The organism is Paenibacillus sp. BT-177, assembly GCF_025846815.2.
Lineage (GTDB): Bacteria > Bacillota > Bacilli > Paenibacillales > Paenibacillaceae > Paenibacillus > Paenibacillus polymyxa_C.
Map to the genome: position 1 here is coordinate 14,171 of NZ_JAOYTP010000015.1, position 18,844 is coordinate 33,014.

Annotated in this window: 17 protein-coding genes; 14 read left to right on the forward strand and 3 right to left on the reverse strand. The window is 43.2% G+C overall.

The window, feature by feature from the left end:
* The first annotated feature begins 400 nt into the window (after nt 1-400).
* Complete coding sequence (locus tag OIU26_RS24305; RefSeq protein ID WP_264218283.1) at nt 401-1,465, forward strand: Gfo/Idh/MocA family protein; 1,065 nt, start codon at nt 401-403, stop codon at nt 1,463-1,465.
* Between the two features lie 161 nt (nt 1,466-1,626).
* On the opposite strand, the gene OIU26_RS24310 is transcribed toward OIU26_RS24305, so the two are convergent.
* The gene (locus OIU26_RS24310; protein ID WP_264218328.1) at nt 1,627-2,145 is read right to left on the reverse strand and encodes a DUF3231 family protein; all 519 of its coding nucleotides are present in this window, start codon (nt 2,143-2,145) and stop codon (nt 1,627-1,629) included.
* A 151-nt stretch (nt 2,146-2,296) separates the two neighbouring features.
* Between OIU26_RS24310 and OIU26_RS24315 the strand changes: the two genes are divergently transcribed.
* From OIU26_RS24315 to OIU26_RS24340, 6 genes are all read left to right on the forward strand, one after another.
* Nucleotides 2,297-2,560, forward strand: a complete 264-nt coding sequence (locus OIU26_RS24315; protein ID WP_264218284.1) for a WGxxGxxG family protein — start codon at nt 2,297-2,299, stop codon at nt 2,558-2,560.
* Between the two features lie 190 nt (nt 2,561-2,750).
* Nucleotides 2,751-3,179, forward strand: a complete 429-nt coding sequence (locus OIU26_RS24320) for a MarR family winged helix-turn-helix transcriptional regulator (protein ID WP_025678381.1) — start codon at nt 2,751-2,753, stop codon at nt 3,177-3,179.
* A gap of 213 nt (nt 3,180-3,392) precedes the next feature.
* On the forward strand, nt 3,393-4,415 hold the full coding sequence (locus OIU26_RS24325) for an NADH:flavin oxidoreductase/NADH oxidase (protein WP_264218285.1): 1,023 nt from the start codon (nt 3,393-3,395) through the stop codon (nt 4,413-4,415).
* A gap of 193 nt (nt 4,416-4,608) precedes the next feature.
* Nucleotides 4,609-5,661, forward strand: a complete 1,053-nt coding sequence (locus tag OIU26_RS24330) for an AraC family transcriptional regulator (protein WP_264218286.1) — start codon at nt 4,609-4,611, stop codon at nt 5,659-5,661.
* 186 nt (nt 5,662-5,847) lie between these two features.
* Nucleotides 5,848-6,642 carry an SDR family oxidoreductase gene (locus OIU26_RS24335; RefSeq protein ID WP_264218329.1) on the forward strand — a complete coding sequence of 265 codons (795 nt, stop codon included), beginning with the start codon at nt 5,848-5,850 and terminating at the stop codon, nt 6,640-6,642.
* Complete coding sequence (locus OIU26_RS24340; RefSeq protein ID WP_264218287.1) at nt 6,614-6,760, forward strand: DinB family protein; 147 nt, start codon at nt 6,614-6,616, stop codon at nt 6,758-6,760. Before OIU26_RS24335 ends, OIU26_RS24340 begins: the two co-directional genes overlap by 29 nt.
* 159 nt (nt 6,761-6,919) lie before the next feature.
* On the opposite strand, the gene OIU26_RS24345 is transcribed toward OIU26_RS24340, so the two are convergent.
* Nucleotides 6,920-8,305 carry an MFS transporter gene (locus OIU26_RS24345; RefSeq protein ID WP_264218288.1) on the reverse strand — a complete coding sequence of 462 codons (1,386 nt, stop codon included), beginning with the start codon at nt 8,303-8,305 and terminating at the stop codon, nt 6,920-6,922.
* 112 nt (nt 8,306-8,417) lie between these two features.
* On the opposite strand from OIU26_RS24345, the gene OIU26_RS24350 reads away from it, so the two are divergent.
* The 5 genes from OIU26_RS24350 to OIU26_RS24370 all read left to right on the forward strand — a co-directional run bounded on the left by OIU26_RS24350 (nt 8,418) and on the right by OIU26_RS24370 (nt 15,936).
* The gene (locus OIU26_RS24350) at nt 8,418-9,296 is read left to right on the forward strand and encodes a LysR family transcriptional regulator (RefSeq protein WP_025678371.1); all 879 of its coding nucleotides are present in this window, start codon (nt 8,418-8,420) and stop codon (nt 9,294-9,296) included.
* Between the two features lie 350 nt (nt 9,297-9,646).
* Entirely contained in the window at nt 9,647-11,020 is a 1,374-nt protein-coding gene (locus OIU26_RS24355) for an MFS transporter (protein ID WP_264218289.1), read from the forward strand.
* Between the two features lie 228 nt (nt 11,021-11,248).
* On the forward strand, nt 11,249-12,253 hold the full coding sequence (locus OIU26_RS24360) for a LacI family DNA-binding transcriptional regulator (protein WP_264218290.1): 1,005 nt from the start codon (nt 11,249-11,251) through the stop codon (nt 12,251-12,253).
* Between the two features lie 466 nt (nt 12,254-12,719).
* Nucleotides 12,720-14,162: a glycoside hydrolase family 5 protein gene (locus OIU26_RS24365; protein WP_264218291.1), complete on the forward strand. Its 1,443-nt coding sequence runs from the start codon at nt 12,720-12,722 to the stop codon at nt 14,160-14,162.
* A gap of 769 nt (nt 14,163-14,931) precedes the next feature.
* A complete protein-coding gene (locus tag OIU26_RS24370; RefSeq protein WP_264218292.1) occupies nt 14,932-15,936 on the forward strand; it encodes an aldo/keto reductase in 1,005 nt (334 codons plus the stop codon).
* Nucleotides 15,937-15,973: 37 nt separating this feature from the next.
* Here the strand turns inward: OIU26_RS24370 and OIU26_RS24375 are convergent, their stop codons facing one another.
* Entirely contained in the window at nt 15,974-16,795 is an 822-nt protein-coding gene (locus OIU26_RS24375) for a helix-turn-helix domain-containing protein (protein WP_058831418.1), read from the reverse strand.
* A gap of 87 nt (nt 16,796-16,882) precedes the next feature.
* Here OIU26_RS24375 and OIU26_RS24380 point away from each other — a divergent pair, with 87 nt between their 5' ends.
* Both OIU26_RS24380 and OIU26_RS24385 read left to right on the forward strand, forming a co-directional pair.
* Nucleotides 16,883-17,170, forward strand: a complete 288-nt coding sequence (locus tag OIU26_RS24380; protein ID WP_264218293.1) for a xenobiotic reductase b — start codon at nt 16,883-16,885, stop codon at nt 17,168-17,170.
* 158 nt (nt 17,171-17,328) lie between these two features.
* A complete protein-coding gene (locus tag OIU26_RS24385; protein WP_264218294.1) occupies nt 17,329-18,840 on the forward strand; it encodes a PLP-dependent aminotransferase family protein in 1,512 nt (503 codons plus the stop codon).
* The last annotated feature ends 4 nt before the right edge of the window (nt 18,841-18,844 follow it).

Below are 18,844 nucleotides of genomic sequence, written 5' to 3' on the forward strand. Positions count from 1 at the left end.
TCAAATTAAAGTCTTCGGGAGACATTTTCGAACTGCCATAATATCTTTGAAGGATCAAGAGTCATATGAGGAAGCTTGTGAAAAGCAAAATTTGCAGCAAGGATGGCCGGTTCCATGCGAGACAACTTAATAAATATGCTCTAAGAAATAGGATTGCAGATTTTTTGAAGGTGTCGCATGTACGTAATTAATTGATTCAGACTGCTCGTTGTTACATACAACTTCTTTAAACCACCTAGATCATAATAACCCCTTTTTTTGGGGAAAGATTTCCTTTATAATGAAAGCGTATGCAATAACATCTTACGGATAGTTGCTTGGCAATAACCTATTTACAATTGAATTCGATCCGTGAGCAACCGTTTGATAGGTGGTGGCTCAATTTAGGAGTGGAAGGAAAATGAAAATGGACAATCGGAAATACAATGTAGTTATTATTGGTTATGGAGGTATGGGAAGCTACCATGTTCAATTAATTGAACCTATTGAGCAGCTTGCCATTGGCGGTGTATATGATATTGTTGATTATCGGATGGAATTGGCTGCAGCAGCCAGCTATAAAACATATGCCAGTCTAGAGGCTGTTCTCGGCGATCAGGACGTAGATATTGTATTAATAGCAACGCCTAATGACGTTCATAAAGAAATCGCGATCCAAGCACTGCAAGCTGGCAAACATGTCATTTGTGAAAAGCCAGTTACGATAACAAGCGCAGATTTCTTAGATATTGTCGAGGTGGCCAAGCAAGAAAATCGTCTGTTTACAGTACATCAGAATCGCAGATGGGATGAAGACTTCCGGATTGTCAAAGATATAATCAGCAAGAAGACCGTTGGCGATCTTTTCCACCTGGAATCGCGGGTTCAGGGAGCTAACGGCATTCCAGGAGACTGGCGGCAATTAAAGGCGTATGGTGGAGGAATGCTGTTGGATTGGGGAGTGCATCTGTTGGACCAGCTTCTTCAGATTACGGACAGCCAAATCGAAAGCGTGACTGCTACCTTAAGTTATATTCTGGGGACAGAAGTGGATGACGGCTTTACCAGCTTGATTGAGTTCAAGGACGGTCTTACAGCGGTCATTGAAGTAGGTACAACGAATTACGTAAAGTTGCCGCGTTGGTATATTAAAGGAACTGAAGGAACCGCAGTGATCAAGGATTGGGATTTGAGCGGAGAGATTGTCACCCGAAATCCAGATGTCGCTCACGTGGAACCCAAACCGATTCAAGCAGGTCAAGGGTTGACGAAAACGATGGCACCGCCATCTGAGGAATCTACCCTTAAGTTCCCGATTGAGAAAATACCTGCTGCAGCAGAAAGCTTTTACGAAAATTTTGTCTCCACCATCGAAGGAAAAGCCGAGCTTGCGATCAAAAGCGAAGAAGTGCACCGTGTACTGGTGCTGATCGAAACCATTTTTGAAGCAGCAGCGACCAAAAGCGTGATTCGAAGATCGATTTAAAAGAAACGCAGAGTCTTTCACAGATTCTGGAATGAAATAATTTGAGAGCATGGGCAGGCGGATATGGCTCGTGAAAGAACCCCCTTTATCCTCATAGTGAGGACAAAGGGGGTTCTTGTTTAATCTACCCTGAATATAGTCAGCAGAAATTTTAGTCTGTTTTACACTTCAACAGCTTCGGGTCTTTTCACTTGGAGAGGAGGTGGAATTAACCATCCTTTTTCTTTAGACATTTGAAGAATCTTAACGCCTAAAGCAGTGTTGGTAGCATGATATTTTGCAAACAAAGCCCCTATATCCTCTCTGATGGATTGACCCATCACTTGACTACAAGCCACCAGTCCCAATGATGTATCAGACGCAATTTTAGCGGCGATCTCCGGGTCAGTAAACCGCGCACCAACAGGAATATCTTCAAGTTTCACTGGAGGTCTTTCTGGTAAGGCTGGCGCTGGGGCAATCCCATTGTCAGTAAGGAGCATATCACACTCCTTAATTTCAAGTTTTGCTTGATCAATGAGTGCGTCCAATATTTTTTTCAAATCCTTATCACCTGCATGATTCAGGAACGCTTGGTAGAAAGACAGAGCTCCTTTCGCGGCCAATGAAAATTGCCAAACACCGGAAATTTCACCATAGTGCATAGGTTCATCTTTTGGATTCCCACTTAATATTCCCATCATAACCGCTCCTTTAATATTTTTTACACCAATCTTATAGTTCCAATTAATGATTAAAAGTATCCAAATAAATTTGTAAATACACAATAGAATAAGGAGCGGATTTTTGGAGAAATTATATGCATCACACTTTCAGGGAGGATTCCTTTTTATGAAGAAACAAATAGTCACAGCGGTAACTTCCATTTGCTTGTTTGCAGCTTTAGCCACCCCTTCTTTAGCACAAAGTCCAAATGTAAATGCAGCCAATGACCCAGCTCAAAACCCTTATCAAAGTAACAATTCAACTTATAACGCTAACAATGTACGAGCAAACGCCGTAGATAATGACAACGATATAGATTGGGGTTGGCTTGGCTTGCTTGGTTTGATAGGACTGGCTGGAATGCGCAGAAAAGTATCTGACCATAAATAATTTGCAAATTAAAATCAATTTCAAAACAAAACACCTTCAGAAAATGCATTCCTAAGCATGGAAGCTGATTTGAAAGGTGTTTTTGTGTTGTTTTGACCATTTCCAGTAACCCTGATAGAATTAATTATTCCCTATGGTGACTCCTATAATGTGTGTAATTTATACTTCAGAATAGAACGGATGAGTCGAAATGCATAACAACAATACTATCGAACTTTTAAATATTTGGCTGTCCCTTACTAAACTCCAATCGAACATAAACGATGAATTGGAACGTGCACTTCAAGAAAACTATAGTTTATCCTTAAATGAATTTTTGGTTCTGTATTTCTTATCTCAAACTGAGGAAAAGAAATTGAGATTGCAGCATTTACAAGAGATGGTTGGGTTAAGCCAAAGTGCATTATCTAGACTGGTAGTCAGAATGGAAGCAAAAAGCTGCGGAGCTTTGCAAAGACATATATGCGAAGATGATCGTCGGGGAATCTATACAAGCATGACCGATTTTGGTGAAAAGAAATTTGATAGAGCGCTCGAAACCTTCAACCAGATTCTGGAGTCAGTCCTTTCAAAAGATGAGTTGAAGCAAAAATTACAATCACTTATTGAAAAAATATAATCCTTTCATATAAATTAAAACTTAATACGAAAGTTAATGCTTGAATAGAGCAAGATTTAATCCTAGGTCTAGAGAATACAATCTCTGGGCCTTTATTACGTAAACGCATAGTTTAAACGATAGTTGACAAATAAAAAATGCATGCTATATTATATGCATGTGCATGCATTTAATATAGTGTTCACTATAAAACCTAGAAAGGGGTCTTTCTTAATGAAAGATTTATTTAGTGCTTATAAATTTAAAGGCTTGGAATTAAAGAACCGGGTCGTCATGCCTCCAATGTGTCAATATTCTGTTGAAAAAAAAGATGGTATAGCTACCGATTGGCATTTCATGCACTACGTAAGTCGTGCAATTGGTGGAACTGGATTTATTATAATTGAAATGACTGATGTAGAACCGGATGGACGGATTTCTGATTTCGACCTGGGATTGTGGTCTGATGAGCAAATTCCTGCATTGAAAAGAATTGTAGATGCCTGCCATAGTTATGGAGCAAAAGTAGGTATCCAAATTGCTCATGCTGGACGTAAAGCAGAAGATGCTGAGGTGCCTGTTGCTCCGTCCGCTATTCCATTTGATGAGAAATCTAAATTACCTAGAGCTCTTTCAACACAAGAAGTTAAAGAAATGGTGGAGAAGTTCCGCGGTGCTGTAGCACGTGCTGTGAAGGCCGGAGTTGATGCCATTGAATTACATGGAGCTCACGGATACTTAATCCATCAATTTCACTCTCCTCTGACAAACCAAAGAGATGATGAATACGGGAAAGATCTCACAAAATTTGGTCGGGAAATTATTCAGGCAGCCAAGGCAGAGATGCCGGAAGACATGCCGCTTATCATGCGCATTTCCGCTAAAGAATACGTAGAAGGAGGATACGACATTCAAGAAAGCATTTCTTTTGCCAAAGAATATCAACAAGCAGGAGTAGATATTTTTGATATTTCTTCAGGCGGGGAAGGACCTATCGCTGCGTGGGGTAGACCAGGCAGTCACGCAGCATACCAAGTGACACTTGCTCGAGAAATCAGACAAGCACTCGAGGTTCCAGTCATTGCAGTCGGAAGACTCGATGATCCGATCCTGGCAAACGCTATAGTAGGAAATGAGGACGCAGATCTTGTGGCTGTCGGGAGAGGAATGTTAAGAAACCCTTATTGGGCTCTTGAGGCGGCAACAAACTTGAAAAAAGAAACAACGATCCCGAAACAGTATACTACAGGTTTTTAGATACAGTTTCTGCTGGTAGAAATATAGGAAACTGCAATTATCGAAATAAAAATGACTCAAAAGCAACCGATATATCGGTTGCTTTTTTATTTATTGTGGTCAAACATTTAGTAAGCATATGTTAACAAAATTCACTATACTGGAATGGTTATAGAGCTTGAATAATGTAAGTAAATAAAGGAGGTCTATATGTATGAAGAAGACTCATACCTCTGACCATATTAAAATTCCGCCAGGATTTTGGACGGGATTACACGAATTGGGAATTTCTGCTCACGACGTAGCTCATAAAGCACGGCTGCCGCTTAACATTATGACAGAACCAGTAGTCACCCCAGCCCAATATTTCGCGATCTGGCAGGCTTATTCCGATCTCATTGGTGACACTGCCAAAGGAATCATCAAGCTTGCAACCGTCTTTGAAACAGCGAAGTACCCACCGACCGTCTTAGCGACTTACCACGCTCGTAACTATCGCGATGCTCTAAACCGAATGGCTCGGTACAAACAATTATGCCCCCCCGAAATCTTACGTATCACCGAGGAGAGCGAGCACTGTACAATCGAACTGGAATGGTTGTACACCGAGCAGCCTGGTCCACCGATGCTGATCGGTATTACGCTCGCATGTCTTCTAGAGCTTGGGCGCCGGGGCACTGGTCAACCTTTGACGGCACAGCTTGTGGAATTTTCGCAATCAATGGGCGATGTACAAGCTCTTGAAGCTTACTTCGGTTGCCGTATTCGGATTGATGCAAAATGTAATCGAATGACGCTACATCGAAGAGATCTGGACCTCCCTTTTGTTTCGTACAACGAAGAATTGCTGGAGATTCTCACTCCCGTCCTAGACCGATCTCTGGCTGAACAGCAGCGCAACTGCTCCATTACCGAAATGGTCAAATGGATTATAAAACGGAGCCTCACAGGAGGACGCCCTGATATTGAGGCTATCGCGAAGGAACTTAACATGAGCGATCGCACGTTGCAGCGCCGGCTCACTGACCAAAACACGAACTTTAAGCATCTGCTGACACAAGCTAGACATGAGCAGGCACGAAAGTACTTGGCAGACCCATCGCTTGATATTAAAGAAGTGGCTTTCTTGATTGGATATGAAGACCAGAACTCATTCTATCGGGCTTTCCGCCTTTGGGAAGGTGACACTCCTTTAAATTGGCGTACTAAACATTTAGCTGCAAACTCAATATCAGAAGGACAGCTCGGAAGACCGTCTATTCATTAATAGATTCCAGACTAGCCAATTGTTCAGAGAGCTAGTTTTATTGAGTTTTATCAATTGGCGTGTGAAACAAGAATTTTGGCGCAATATGCTAGTTACTGAACAATCCTGGCAAGGTAATATAATCAGGACTCTTTAAAAGGCTGATCTTAACATAGTTTGGAAGTAGAGAAAAAGGAGAAATGTATGATGGATATGGGTTTAAACAATAAAACTGCTTTAATTACAGGATCAACGAAAGGTATAGGTAAAGCAATAGCGATTGAACTTGCCAAAGAAGGTGTGAATGTACTAATTAATGGACGGAATTATGATGAGGTAGAACAAACAGTAAATGAAATAAAGTCAAAGTTCCCAACTACCTCTCCCCAAAATGCTACGGCCGATATTGTGGATAAAGAGCAAAGAAAAGCATTATTTGAAAAATACCCCGAAGTTGATATTTTGGTTAACAATATGGGTATTTACGAAATTATGCAGTATGAGGACGTTGACGATGAAGTGTGGGAAAAATACTTCCGTACTAATGTTCTTGCTGCAAATGGATTAGCTAAATTTTACTTATCTAAAATGTTGAAAAACGATTATGGACGCATTGTTTTCATTGCGAGTGAAGAAGCAATTATGCCTTCAGGACAAATGCCTCAATATTGTATGACCAAATCCATGCTGCTATCATTGTCAAAAAGCTTGTCTAAATTAACAAGAGATACAGAAGTTACCGTTAATACGATCATGCCTGGACCAACACTTTCTGAAAAAGTACATCAAATCATTGAGGGGATTTACACCAATGAAAATATGACTTTTTCAGAAAAAGAGAAACAATTTATGGCCGCAAACCTGCCTCAATCCGAAATACAGCGATTTATTAGACCTATTGAAATTGGTAGATTAGCCGCATTTGTATGTAGCCCATATGCGTCTGCATTTAAGGGTTCTCCAATCCGTATGGATGGGGGAGTGGTGCCAACTATTTTTTAATATTTTTACTACGAACAGGGCTTCGCTGCGTTTTACCATAATGCATCAAGCACACCATCGAGCACAAATGACTATCCTGATGAGACAAGCTAATTTACCTTTGCATAAAGGGATTTGAGAGCTGGATTAGGGCTGTGAACTGGAATTATTGTCACCTACCAATCGCTACCAAAAACAGCCGATTGCTCGGCTGTTTTTTAACTAAATTCCTTTCTCTTTCATTGAAAAATTAACGTTAAATAAAGAGTAGAGGGGTTTATTTGAAGAAACGGTGAACCTATGACTCTCGCAATTGTCCTGAATCCAGGCGTCGCCGACTCATGAATACCAAAGTCAATGCAATTACAGTAAGGACAATCCCAAGCACTTGAAATCCCTCGAAGCTGAACTTACCTCCCATTACGATACCTATCAACAATGAAGAGGAAATGGTTCCCAGATATCTTGATGTATTAAATAATCCGGATGCTACACCGATTATTTCTTTTGGAGAACTTTGGAACAAGGCTGCTTGCATACCTACATTGTTCAGTCCGTTGCTAATACCGAATGCAGCCAAAGCCAAACACACGCTGATCACCGGAGAAGTTGGATTTAATGTTACAAGCCACACAGATCCCAATGTCATCAGGATTGCCGATACCAGTAATGCCGGTCTGGGTCCTGATTTATCAATCCATCGTCCTGCTATTGGAGAAGCAGCTAGCGAGCACAAGCCTAAGCTTAGCATGAGAATCCCTGTTTGGAACTCGCTTACATGCCTTACCACTTGCAAGTAGGACGGAAGCCCGAAAAAAAGCGAGTAATAGAGTACGTTAACAAACATGAATTCGACATTAACCCAAGTCAACGCAGGATATTTGGCGAACGTGCGTAAAGGAATAAAGGGTGACGTCGCTTTTAACTCATATCGTACGAATGCCCCCAGCGCAACGAGGCCTATTAACCCGACAATGACGTTTTCTAACGAGATATGCCCCGATGATTTTGCCGAGAGTAATCCGACGAGCAGGGCAACCAGCCCTAATGTGAAGAGTAGGATCCCTCTTGCATCAATTAAATCAAACCATTTACGAAAGGACATGTTGCGTGCAACAGATGTTGGCGATTCGTCCTTAGGAATAGTCCTCCAAGCCAATAGAAAGCTGGCTACCACAAACGGAATATTGATGAAAAAGATGGCAGGCCAATTCCACCAATGAACCAAAACCCCGCCAATAAAGGGTCCAATTGCTGCCGCTCCTGATAGGAAAATGGACAAAACAGACAGCGCAGTCGCTTGTTTCTCTGTAATATGAATTCGAACAATGGCCATTCCAACCCCAACCATCATACTTGTTCCGATGGATTGTACAATGCGGAACACGATGAGCCATCCAAAGGTTGGTGACAACGGAGCTAATAATGATGCAATGAAGGCTACAACAAGTCCAATAAGAAACATCTTCCTACGGCCGAATAAATCGCTGGCCTTTCCCATGATAGGTTGAGCTATGCTACTTGCAATGTAGAAAGAAAAAATAATCCAGGAAACACCTGTAAAGTCAAGTTGGAACACATTTTGCAGACTTGGAATTGCAACAGAAACCATCGAAGAATTTAATGGGTTCAATAATATCCCTAGACCAACTGAAATCATTAACCACCAGCTGCGAACACTCATTTCTGGCCCCCCCATAGCGAATTAATGTCATCGTACTTGAAATCGATTATTTATTCCAATGCATTTGATGATATAATCTCATTGATTTGAGGGAATGAATGGGGGATGCGAAATGGAACTTCTTCAACTGCAATATTTTCTCACGGTAGCTCGTTTGGAACATGTAACCGAAGCTGCACGAAGTCTGCACGTTACTCAATCGTCGCTCAGCAAAACGATTCAACGCTTGGAGGAAGATTTGGGAGTCCCTTTATTCGATCGAACAGGGAGGAAACTGCGATTGAATGAGTTCGGAAGCAGATTCCTTTACCGTGCAGAAAGGGCTTTATTTGAATTAGAACAGGGGAAGCAGGAGCTTAGCGACTTATCCAGCCCAGAACACGGAACTCTCGAATTGGCAGTGACCACCGCAAGCACATTACCAGGTATTCTTCGAGAGTTTCGGAGAAAACGGCCCTATATTCAATTTCATGTACAAATGCTGACCACACAGGAAATGGTTACACTTCTTCATAGAGGAGAAGTTGATTTTTGCTTGTCTTCACCTCCTGTTGAAGGGGATGACATCGAATGTAAAATCGTATGTATCGACCCCATTCTTGTAGCTGTTCCAAAGGGGCATCGGCTTGCGGATCGAAATAGCGTATCCTTGACAGAGCTAAGGGAAGAATGGTTTGTCGGCGTAAAAAGAGGCTATGGTACTCGTGATTTAGTGGACTCTGTATGCATGTCGGAAGGATTTGTGCCTAACTATGTGTACGAGGGGGATGAACCTGCAAGGCTTAGTACTCTTGTGGAAGCCGAAATTGGGATAGCTTTCATACCGAGCACGGCACGAAATTCGCAGGAACATCTCAAATATCTCCAGGTAGAGAATCACGAATTGATACGTGAGATTGCTTTATTATGGAACAGGAATCGGTATATTTCGCGGGCTGCTCAGGAATTCCGCGAGATAGTTGTAGAATATTTTGCGACGAATTCCAAATAGACAACTTAACTCCATATATGTTTTTGATGATCTACCATTGAAAATAAATAAGTAGGAGATTGCGTTAATAAGATAGCGCAGAGGCTAAACATTGTTATCCAACGAGCAGGAACTAACCGTTTTTGCTTTACCTCGTCATGAAATGATTATCGTCAAAAATAACAGGTGATATTTTTATTATTTTAATGATAATATGGTTAGGTAATTGCAATTAAACAGATTTTTACTTTTATTTTGTGGAGGCGTTAGAATGAAGTACATAGTGAAAAGAAGGGCACAAATTAAAGGGGATAACGCATCACTGGCCCTATAAACTGCGTAATCCCTGGCATTTTTAAGGGGTTTGCATAATGGAAAAATCGATTGAGAAACGTATTCCTAAATCTTTGATTTGGCTGTGCGTGCTTGCATTTTTCAGCGTATTGAATGAGACGGTGTTCAACGTATCGTTGCCCGACATTGCCGCTCAATTTGGGATTAAGCCATCCGCTGCAAATTATGTTAATTCCAGCTTCATTCTTTCTTTTGCCGTAGGAACGGCCGTTTACGGAAAAATATCGGACATTTACAGCGTAAAAAAACTGGTTCTCATCAGTATGATGATATATAGCGGGGGATCGCTGTTTGGCTTGCTTTTTCATGCCTGGTTTCCGATTTTGCTTACCGCACGATTTATCCAAGGAGCGGGTGCTTCTGCCGTTCCCGGACTGATTATGGTCATCGTTACCAAAAGTATCGAAAAGCAGCATCAAGGAAAAGCTTTTGGAATGATTGGATCGACCGTTGCTCTGGGAGAAGGTTTTGGTCCTATACTTGGAGGCTGGATCGCGGACTATGTACATTGGTCCTATCTGTTTTTCCTGCCAATGATGACGCTAGTCACACTACCTTTTTTCTTACGGACGCTGCCTGACGAACCTATGAAAAAAGGTGGGCTTGATGTTCTGGGAGGCCTGCTCTTTGTTCTTGGAATTGTTTCGTTCACTTTATTTACGACACATTACGAGTGGTGGTATTTGACCAACAGTGTCATTCTTTTCATAGGATTTGTGCTGAGAATTCGAAGAGCTAAGGAACCTTTCGTAGAACCAGCTTTATTCAAGAGGAGAAGGTTTATTGTCGGCGTATTTGTAGGGGGAATACTTCTAGGGACCGTTGCAGGATTTATGTCTATGATCCCTTACATGATGAGAGAAGTACACCAGATGCCGACAAGCCTTATTGGAGGCGGTGTTCTGTTTCCAGGAACGCTTAGCGTGATTCTTTTTGGGATCGTTGGCGGTTCTGTGGTCGATAGGCAGGGAGCTCGTTTTGTCATGGTTGCAGGGTTATTGCTTCTCGTGATGGGGCTTTTCATTGTTTCACTTTTTGCCGATCGTAGCCTCTGGATCATATCAGGAGCATTGGTTTTGATTTTTGGTGGGCTATCCTTTGTCAAAACGGTCATCTCAACCATTGTGGCAGGCTCGCTAAGTGCTGACGAATCAGGCTCAGGTATGGGTTTTTTAAATTTTTCCTGCTTTTTGGCGGAAGGGATTGGTATCGCAATTGTAGGCGGGCTACTTACACAGCTTAGGTGCAACTTTCCTATTCTCCCGATCGTTACTGACGTTGCAGCGTATTTGTACAGCAATTTGACGTTACTACTTCTAGCTGTAGTAATTACAGACGGTGCCATTTTTATGATCGTATTTAAGGGAGAAAAGGCTTCCTTGGATCATTAATAGAAAATAATAATTTTATAGAGCTGACATTGATATGTAATGATGTCAGCTTTTTTGTACAAAAAACTAAACTTTTTAAAGGGTGCATACATTGATTATTTGGACATCAACTAGATGTTTTTTGGTATTACTAAACGTTTCCTATGAGGCTGAGCATCGCGTATAATATATAGTAAATTGTTATGTACCGAGTGTGAGATTCGTTTATTTTGGTTTGGGGTGAGTGTAGTGGCATCTATTCATGAGGTGGCGAAACAAGCAGGGGTATCGGTGGCAACGGTATCCAAAGTGATTAATAATTATTCTGATGTCAGCAGCAAAACGAGGAATAAGGTGAACAAGGCGATTGAATTGCTGAACTACCAGCCGAATGTGGTTGCCCGAAGCCTCGTGAAAAAGCGTTCCTGGACGGTCGGGATGTTCCTGCTGGATTTCTTCACGAATCCTTTTATTTCGGAGCTTCTTGATGGGTTAAGAAAGTCCCTTGAAGATAGCGGTTATGACCTGCTCTTTCTATCACCGAATCTTAGCAATCCCGATTATACCTTCACTAAGCATTGCATCAGCCGCAATGTAGATGGAGTTGTCATGTTTGGTGTCGATCGAACTAATCAAAATTTTTTGGATCTACTTCAGGCTGAGATGCCGACGATGATGATCGATACCGATCTGCTGGGACCTAGAACCGGATATGTAACAGCCGACAATCGCAGAGGTGCTTACTTAGGTGTTCAGCATTTGGTGGAACTCGGACATAAACGCATCGCTTTTATTTCAGGGGATTTGGGATGTCTGGTTGGTCAAACGAGATTTTCCGGGTATCAGGAGGGGCTGCGCTCGAACGATCTTCCTTACTACGACCAATATGTGGAGGTAGAGAAATACAGCATTGAAGGTGGATATAAGGCGATGAAGCGCCTGCTACAGCTTCCGGAAGCACCGTCCGGCGTAATCTGCTCTTCAGACTATATGGCGACCGGTGCGATCGAAGCAATTCGCGAAATCGGAATGCGAGTACCTGATCATATTTCCGTTGTTGGGTTTGACAACACATTCTATGCGGAACTGTCCATGCCCAAGCTTACAACAATCAATCAGAACATTACGCTAATGGGAATGAAAGCAGGAGAGCATCTCATCCGAATGATTGAGAATCCCGATTATTCACCGCCAACGGAGATTGTCCCGGCAAATCTGATTGTACGAGACTCGACAGGAGAGTATAAGGAATAGTTTTTTAAGAATTGACAAACACAAAAACAAATTGTATTTTAATTATGGTGTAAGCGCTTAACATAAGGTCCCTTGAATCACTTCTGCTCGTTCTTGTTTCATTCCCGAGTTATGGACAAAAGTGAAAGCCTCATATTGCGTCAGAGGGGAGGAGACTGGAATAGATATGATTTTAAAAGAAGGTGGTGACCCGGAAGACGTAGGGCGATATGTTGTTAACCTGAGGAAAGCGTGGAGATGTTAATGGTTGAATCTAATTGAATCTATTGGAACAGGAGGTTTAACTAAAATTTTTATTTCATTTTCGAAAACGTTTTCGAGGATAAGTCTGAATGCTGTCACTGTTCTTGAATCCAGCCGATATGCAGATGAATATCGGGGCTACTTACCGAAATTAATCATGCCATATTAAAGGGAGAAGAGAATTATGAAAATGTCGTTCAATTCATTCACTAAGCCATTAATCTTGATCCTACTGTTCAGTTTATTAACGCTACTTTTTCAAGCGGCCATACCTGCAACGCCCGCTTCTGCAGCTGCCTGCGCAAACCCTGTAAGTTATTTCGGTGAAATGAAAGCAAGTGGAAACAAGATTAACGGCTCCAAAGCGAGTCGGCCTATGATGGTCAAAGGGTCGAGCTTCTTCTGGAGCAACTGGTCCGGTCCATTTTGGAATACCGCCACGGTGAATCGGATGGTGGATGAATTCCAAGTAGAGATCGTAAGAGCGGCATATGGCGTGGACCCCAGCGGAAATCCGTATAACACGGCCGATGAATCCAAAGTTCGTGACGTGGTCAATGCGGCAATTGCAAAGGGGATCTATGTTATTATCGATTGGCACTCACATGACGCACACAACAACGTTAACGCCGCCAAAAGTTTCTTCAGCCGCATGGCGCAGGAATACGGAAGCTATGATAACGTCATTTTCGAGATCTATAACGAACCTACGCAAGTCTCGTGGGGGACAATCAAAAGTTACGCTGAGCAAGTTATTCCAGCCATTCGTCAACATTCTGACAATCTAATTGTCGTTGGTACGCCATTCTGGTCTCAGAATGTAGACCAGGCAGCGAACGATCCCATTACATCCTCTAGTAATATCGCCTATACATTGCACTTTTACGCTGGAACTCATTTTCAGTCGCTCCGGGACAAAGCCAACTACGCAATGAGTAAGGGCATCCCGCTATTTGTTACCGAGATGGGCTTTGTTAACGCGGATGGCGACGGCGGCATTAATTACGATTCCACGAACCAATGGCTTGACTGGATGAACCAGAATAACCTGTCATGGGCCAACTGGGCGATTAATGACAAGACAGAAGGCGCCAGTATTTTCAATACGAACGGGAGTCTCACAGCAGGAGGTAACTATCTGAAAAGCATTCTAGCCGGGCACGCTCCGTATGCCGAGTGGAGGCAGAATGCGGCTTGCGGTGGCAGTAGCACAAACACATTATATGACTTCGAGGGTAGTACGCAGGGCTGGACCGGTTCGAATATATCCGATGGTCCATGGAGCGTAAACGAGTGGTCATCCAAGGGCAGTAATTCTCTTAAAGCGGATATCATCATGTCTGCTAATTCCCAGCACTACCTGCTTCTCTCACAAAGCCGCAACCTTAGTGGTAAGGCAACGCTAAGCGCGACCGTCAAACATGCATCTTGGGACTCTACAGGTGACGGACTCAATGCCAAGATTTATGCCAAGACAGGATCAGGTTGGGCTTGGTATGCTGGCAAAGCCGTCAAGATTAATTCTTCTGGAGGTACGACGCTGTCGTTCAACCTTGCATCTGTACCCAATCTTGACGATGTTAGGGAAATCGGCGTACAATTTCTTGCCTCGGCGAACAGCAGCGGTAAGTCAGCCGTTTACGTTGACAACGTTACACTTCAATAATACATTCCTAACCTTTCCTGCTAAGGGACTTCATCGCTATATTGTGAGATTGTCCTTTCGACCAAGTTATTTGCGAATAGTGGAGAAATGATGCTAGTGATAGTTGATTGATCCATAAAACAGTGTCAAATTAAAGAGGCAAGAGGCAAGAGGCAAGAGGCAAGAGGAAAGACGCAAGATAAAGCTCTTGCCCAAACCAAGTGACAAGAGCTTTATCGCATTACCGATTGTGTCAATAATATGATCTCATTACTCATGGTCTTCATGAAGTACCTGTGTTTTGTAGTTGGGAAATACAAAGATTACAAAAGCTGGTACATATACCGAATTACAAACCAAACACCTCAGTAATTAAATAAAATCAATAAGCCTCTTTTTAAGTACAACCTTATCTTAGTCTTCGGACTGGAGGAAGGTTGTTTTTCTTTGTTATAAAATAGGCATCCTTTGTTGTGTCACACAATTATTCCCTAACTAATCATTCACATTATGATATCGCGGATTTACGAGAGAAGACGGGGATTATGATGAATAAAGCAAAATTCTCATTATTGAAGATTTAGTAGCTGTCCTATTATCAAATAACATTATGACATGTACTTTTATCACAGTGACATTCCAATACATAAGAATTGTTAGATATACTTGAGCTGCCTAAGGTTAGGTCCTCAACTTTATGACATGTCTTGAGGGAGGCGTGAAATGAGAAATAAGAAGAGGGCACGTCAGAGGCCAGTATTTTGCTAGGAATGAGAAAGGATGAAATCAGGTGACTTATATTGCACAAGAGAATCGATACGAACAAATGAAATATCGGCGGATTGGACGGAGCGGTGTCAGGCTCCCGGCCATTTCGCTCGGCTTGTGGCAAAATTTCGGCGGGGACAAACCGTTTGAGGATAGTCGTGCAATGATATTACGTGCCTTCGATCTTGGTGTCTCGCACTTTGATTTGGCAAACAATTACGGACCACCTCCCGGATCGGCCGAGGAAACCTTTGGACACGTTTTAAAAAAGGACCTCGCACCTTATCGGGATGAGCTGTTTATTTCAACAAAAGCTGGCTACTATATGTGGCCTGGCCCTTACGGTGAGTGGGGATCGAGAAAAAACCTGCTTGCAAGCCTGGATCGCAGCCTTCAGCGAATGGGACTCGACTATGTCGATGTCTTTTACCATCATCGTCCCGATGGTGATACCCCCTTAGAGGAATCGATGGGAGCGCTTGCTCATGCTGTGAAAACAGGCAAAGCACTGTATGTCGGTTTATCCAATTACGGACCGGAGGAGACGAAGCAAGCAGCTGTGATCCTTAAAAACCTCGGTACACCGCTGCTCGTCCACCAGCCTATGTATTCGATGCTGAACCGGTGGATTGAGAACGGACTGCAGGACGTACTGGCTGACGTGGGAGCTGGCTCAGTGGCTTTCTGCCCGCTTGGTCGCGGACAGTTGACGGGAAAATACATCGATAAGCTGGAAGCTGAGTTTAAAACAGGCCTGCGCACGTTGAAACCAGAGGCCATATCTCAGGAGCGGATTAACAAATTCCGTGCGCTGGAGGCGATCGCGAAGCGCCGCGGTCAAACGTTGCCGCAAATGGCGTTGACATGGGCGCTGCGCGAGGGCGGTGTGGATTCGGTGCTAATCGGTGCAAGCCGTGTAGGTCAAATCGAGGAAAACGTGCAAGCAGTACACGCGGAACCGCTATCGGCAGCGGATCTTCAAGAGATCGACCAAGTTATGCATAATATCGGGGATGTCCCCTGGTAATGTCATGGCAACAACACGATTCATTAAACGAAACAAATCAGTCGAGGCTTGAAAGACCCATTGAGCTGTCTCTTTTAAGCCTTGCGCGAAAGTATGATGGAGAAAGTCCTTTCACTTTTTTAAACATTTTGGAGAACAGTAGCGGGTCGCTATAACCAACAGAATAGGAGACTTCCGTGATGGACAGCTGCGAATTGTCCAGCAGATCGCCTGCTTTGTCCATCCGGAGGTTCAACAGGTATTGTTGTGGGGAAACATTAAGAATCTCCTTGAAAAGGACGGATAGATAGACACGATCAATCCCAACTATGTGTGCGACCTCGGAAATGGAAACTCTTTGGTTATAGTTCATTCGAATAAACTCGACCGCTTTACGAATGTAGGCGTCTTTGGGCCGTACCTCGGGCAGTAGTTGACTCGTAGCAACCAACATATCAATCCAATCGGCGAGTGACCTGAACAAAATGCTCTGTCTTCGTAGTTCACTGGTGCTGTGGTTCACGTCGCAGGCAGAAAATTCATCCAAATAAGAATCAAACCAAAACAATGGGGAGTACCTGAATACGGGATGAAGGGGAGAAATGTGCGCCTGCTCGAATAGAGGTATAACCCCGTTACCCGAAAAGGCTATCCAAGAATAAATCCAAGGATCAGTTGGGTCCGCTTCCATGTAACAAAGAATGTTGTCGTATACGATAAAGCCTTCGCCTTGCTGAAGATGAAAGGTCTTTCCGTCAATCTGGTAAACGCCTCTACCCGCATGGATAAACATGATTTTGTATTGTCCTTTGATGCCGGGCCCCCAAGAATAGCTGGGTTCACAAACTTGTTTGCCGTGATAACAGTAACAAATATCCATCTGGTTGCTTTCCTCCTATAATAGTACATCATGACATATAAGATCCTGAAAGTCACTTGCGAAATGAGTTCACTTATAAAGAGTATAATGCTTGATCAGTTCCTTACGGACTATACGAATCGTCAAACAGATGAATACGGTGGATCTATTGAAAACCGGATACCAGTTATTGCGAATGGCCAGCTTGATAATCCTGATAAGGCTGCCACAATCATTGGGCAAGGGTTTGCTGACGTAATTGCGTTGGAGAAAGGCGTACTTGCAAATTATGATTGGATAAAGAAGGCTAGAAATGGTAAACCGTTATCTGAGCTGGATCAAAATAAAGTTTTAAGACCGGATGCAACCATTAAGGATTTCGAGATTAGTCAATAAGATGATCATTGCGTAACCAACCATTTGGAGGTACGGATATGATGAGGACGTAGCTGGGATAAAATCGGAAGAACCATCGAAGGATGAAAAGTCCAGAGCGGTGGTTCTTTTTTTCTTTTGTTACCTATGCCATCATTATAGATGGAGGGCGATGAACAATGTTCCAAGATTTTAAGCTCGTTGGTGACCGTCCGGTCGCGATACAAGTAAAAGAATATATTAAACGTTTAATTATAAAAGGGACGTTTCATAAGGATCAGAAGCTACCCTCCACACGAGAAATGAGCAGTGTGCTCAAGGTGAGTCGCAATACAGTTATTACAGCCTATGAAGGCCTGGAGGACGATGGATTTACGTATACAATACCGAGTAGAGGCAGCTATGTGGCCGCTATGGTGGACCTTTTGGTTGCGGATAACGGAGGGGCTGACGCCTCCTTCGCCTGGCAGATTGATTGGAAGACAAGAATGAGCAAGTACGCTGTAACGGCTGCAGAGCTTGATATGATGAAGCAGGGCATTCGCGCCCCAAGAGGAATCATCTCGTTTACAAGCATCGCACCGGATGAGCAGCTGTTTGATCTGGGAGATGTAAGGCGAGCCTTTATGGATCGGATGGCAATCGAAGGGCAGGTGCTGCTCAACTACGGCTATGCCAAGGGTTACAAACCACTGATCGATTACCTGATGAGATATATGGAGAATAAGGGCGTCGATATAAGCGGCAAGGATCTACTGATTACAAGCGGTTTTACAGAAGGCTTCGATATTGTGCTGTCGGCACTTCGCCCTTCAGCGCGCCGCGGTACAGTAATTTGTGAAAATCCGACCCATCACACAGCGATCAAAAATTTAAAGCTACAAGGCTTTGAGATTACCGGCATTCCAATGGAGCGGGATGGTATTAATGTGGAGCAGCTTGAAGCGGTATTGCAGAAGCAGACAAATAGCTTCGATCTCGCCTATTTGACTCCTTCCTATCACAATCCTACAGGCATTGTCATGTCGCCGGCAAAGCGCAGCGCTGTAATGAATTTAATGATGCGCTATCAGATTCCGGTGATTGAAGATGGTTTTAATGAGGAGCTGCGCTATTCAGGAGCGCATATTGCGCCACTAATAGCAACAGCAGGGCGAGGGAACGGAGTCATCTATATTGGCAGCTTCTCCAAGGTGCTGTTTCCTGGCTTGCGAGTAGGCTGGGTGCTTGGAGATCGAGCGCTGATTGACACTCTGGAAAGCATTAAGCGTGCGCGCACCATTCATACCTCAACAATCGACCAATCGATATTATATCAATATTTGCTCAATGGAAATTTTGAGAAATATGTAAAAAGAGCACGTATGGAATATAAGCGCAAATACGAGCTTACGAAGGCATGCTGTGAGACCCATCTCTCTGAGGCGCAACTATCTGGCGATGGGGGCTTGCATGTGTTTCTTACCTTCCCGGCAGGTGTAAATACGCGCCAGTTGCTTGAAGCATGCATAGATCAAGGTGTTATATATACACCTGGAGACAAGTTTTTTATACATGAAGGTGAAGGGACGAATACTTTGCGGCTTGGCTTTTCCCGAGTAACGGATGAACAGATCGAGCGGGGTATTCAGATTATAGGCCAACAGGTGCGTAACTTTCATAAGGCATGTGGTCATAAGAACAATCCGTAACTGC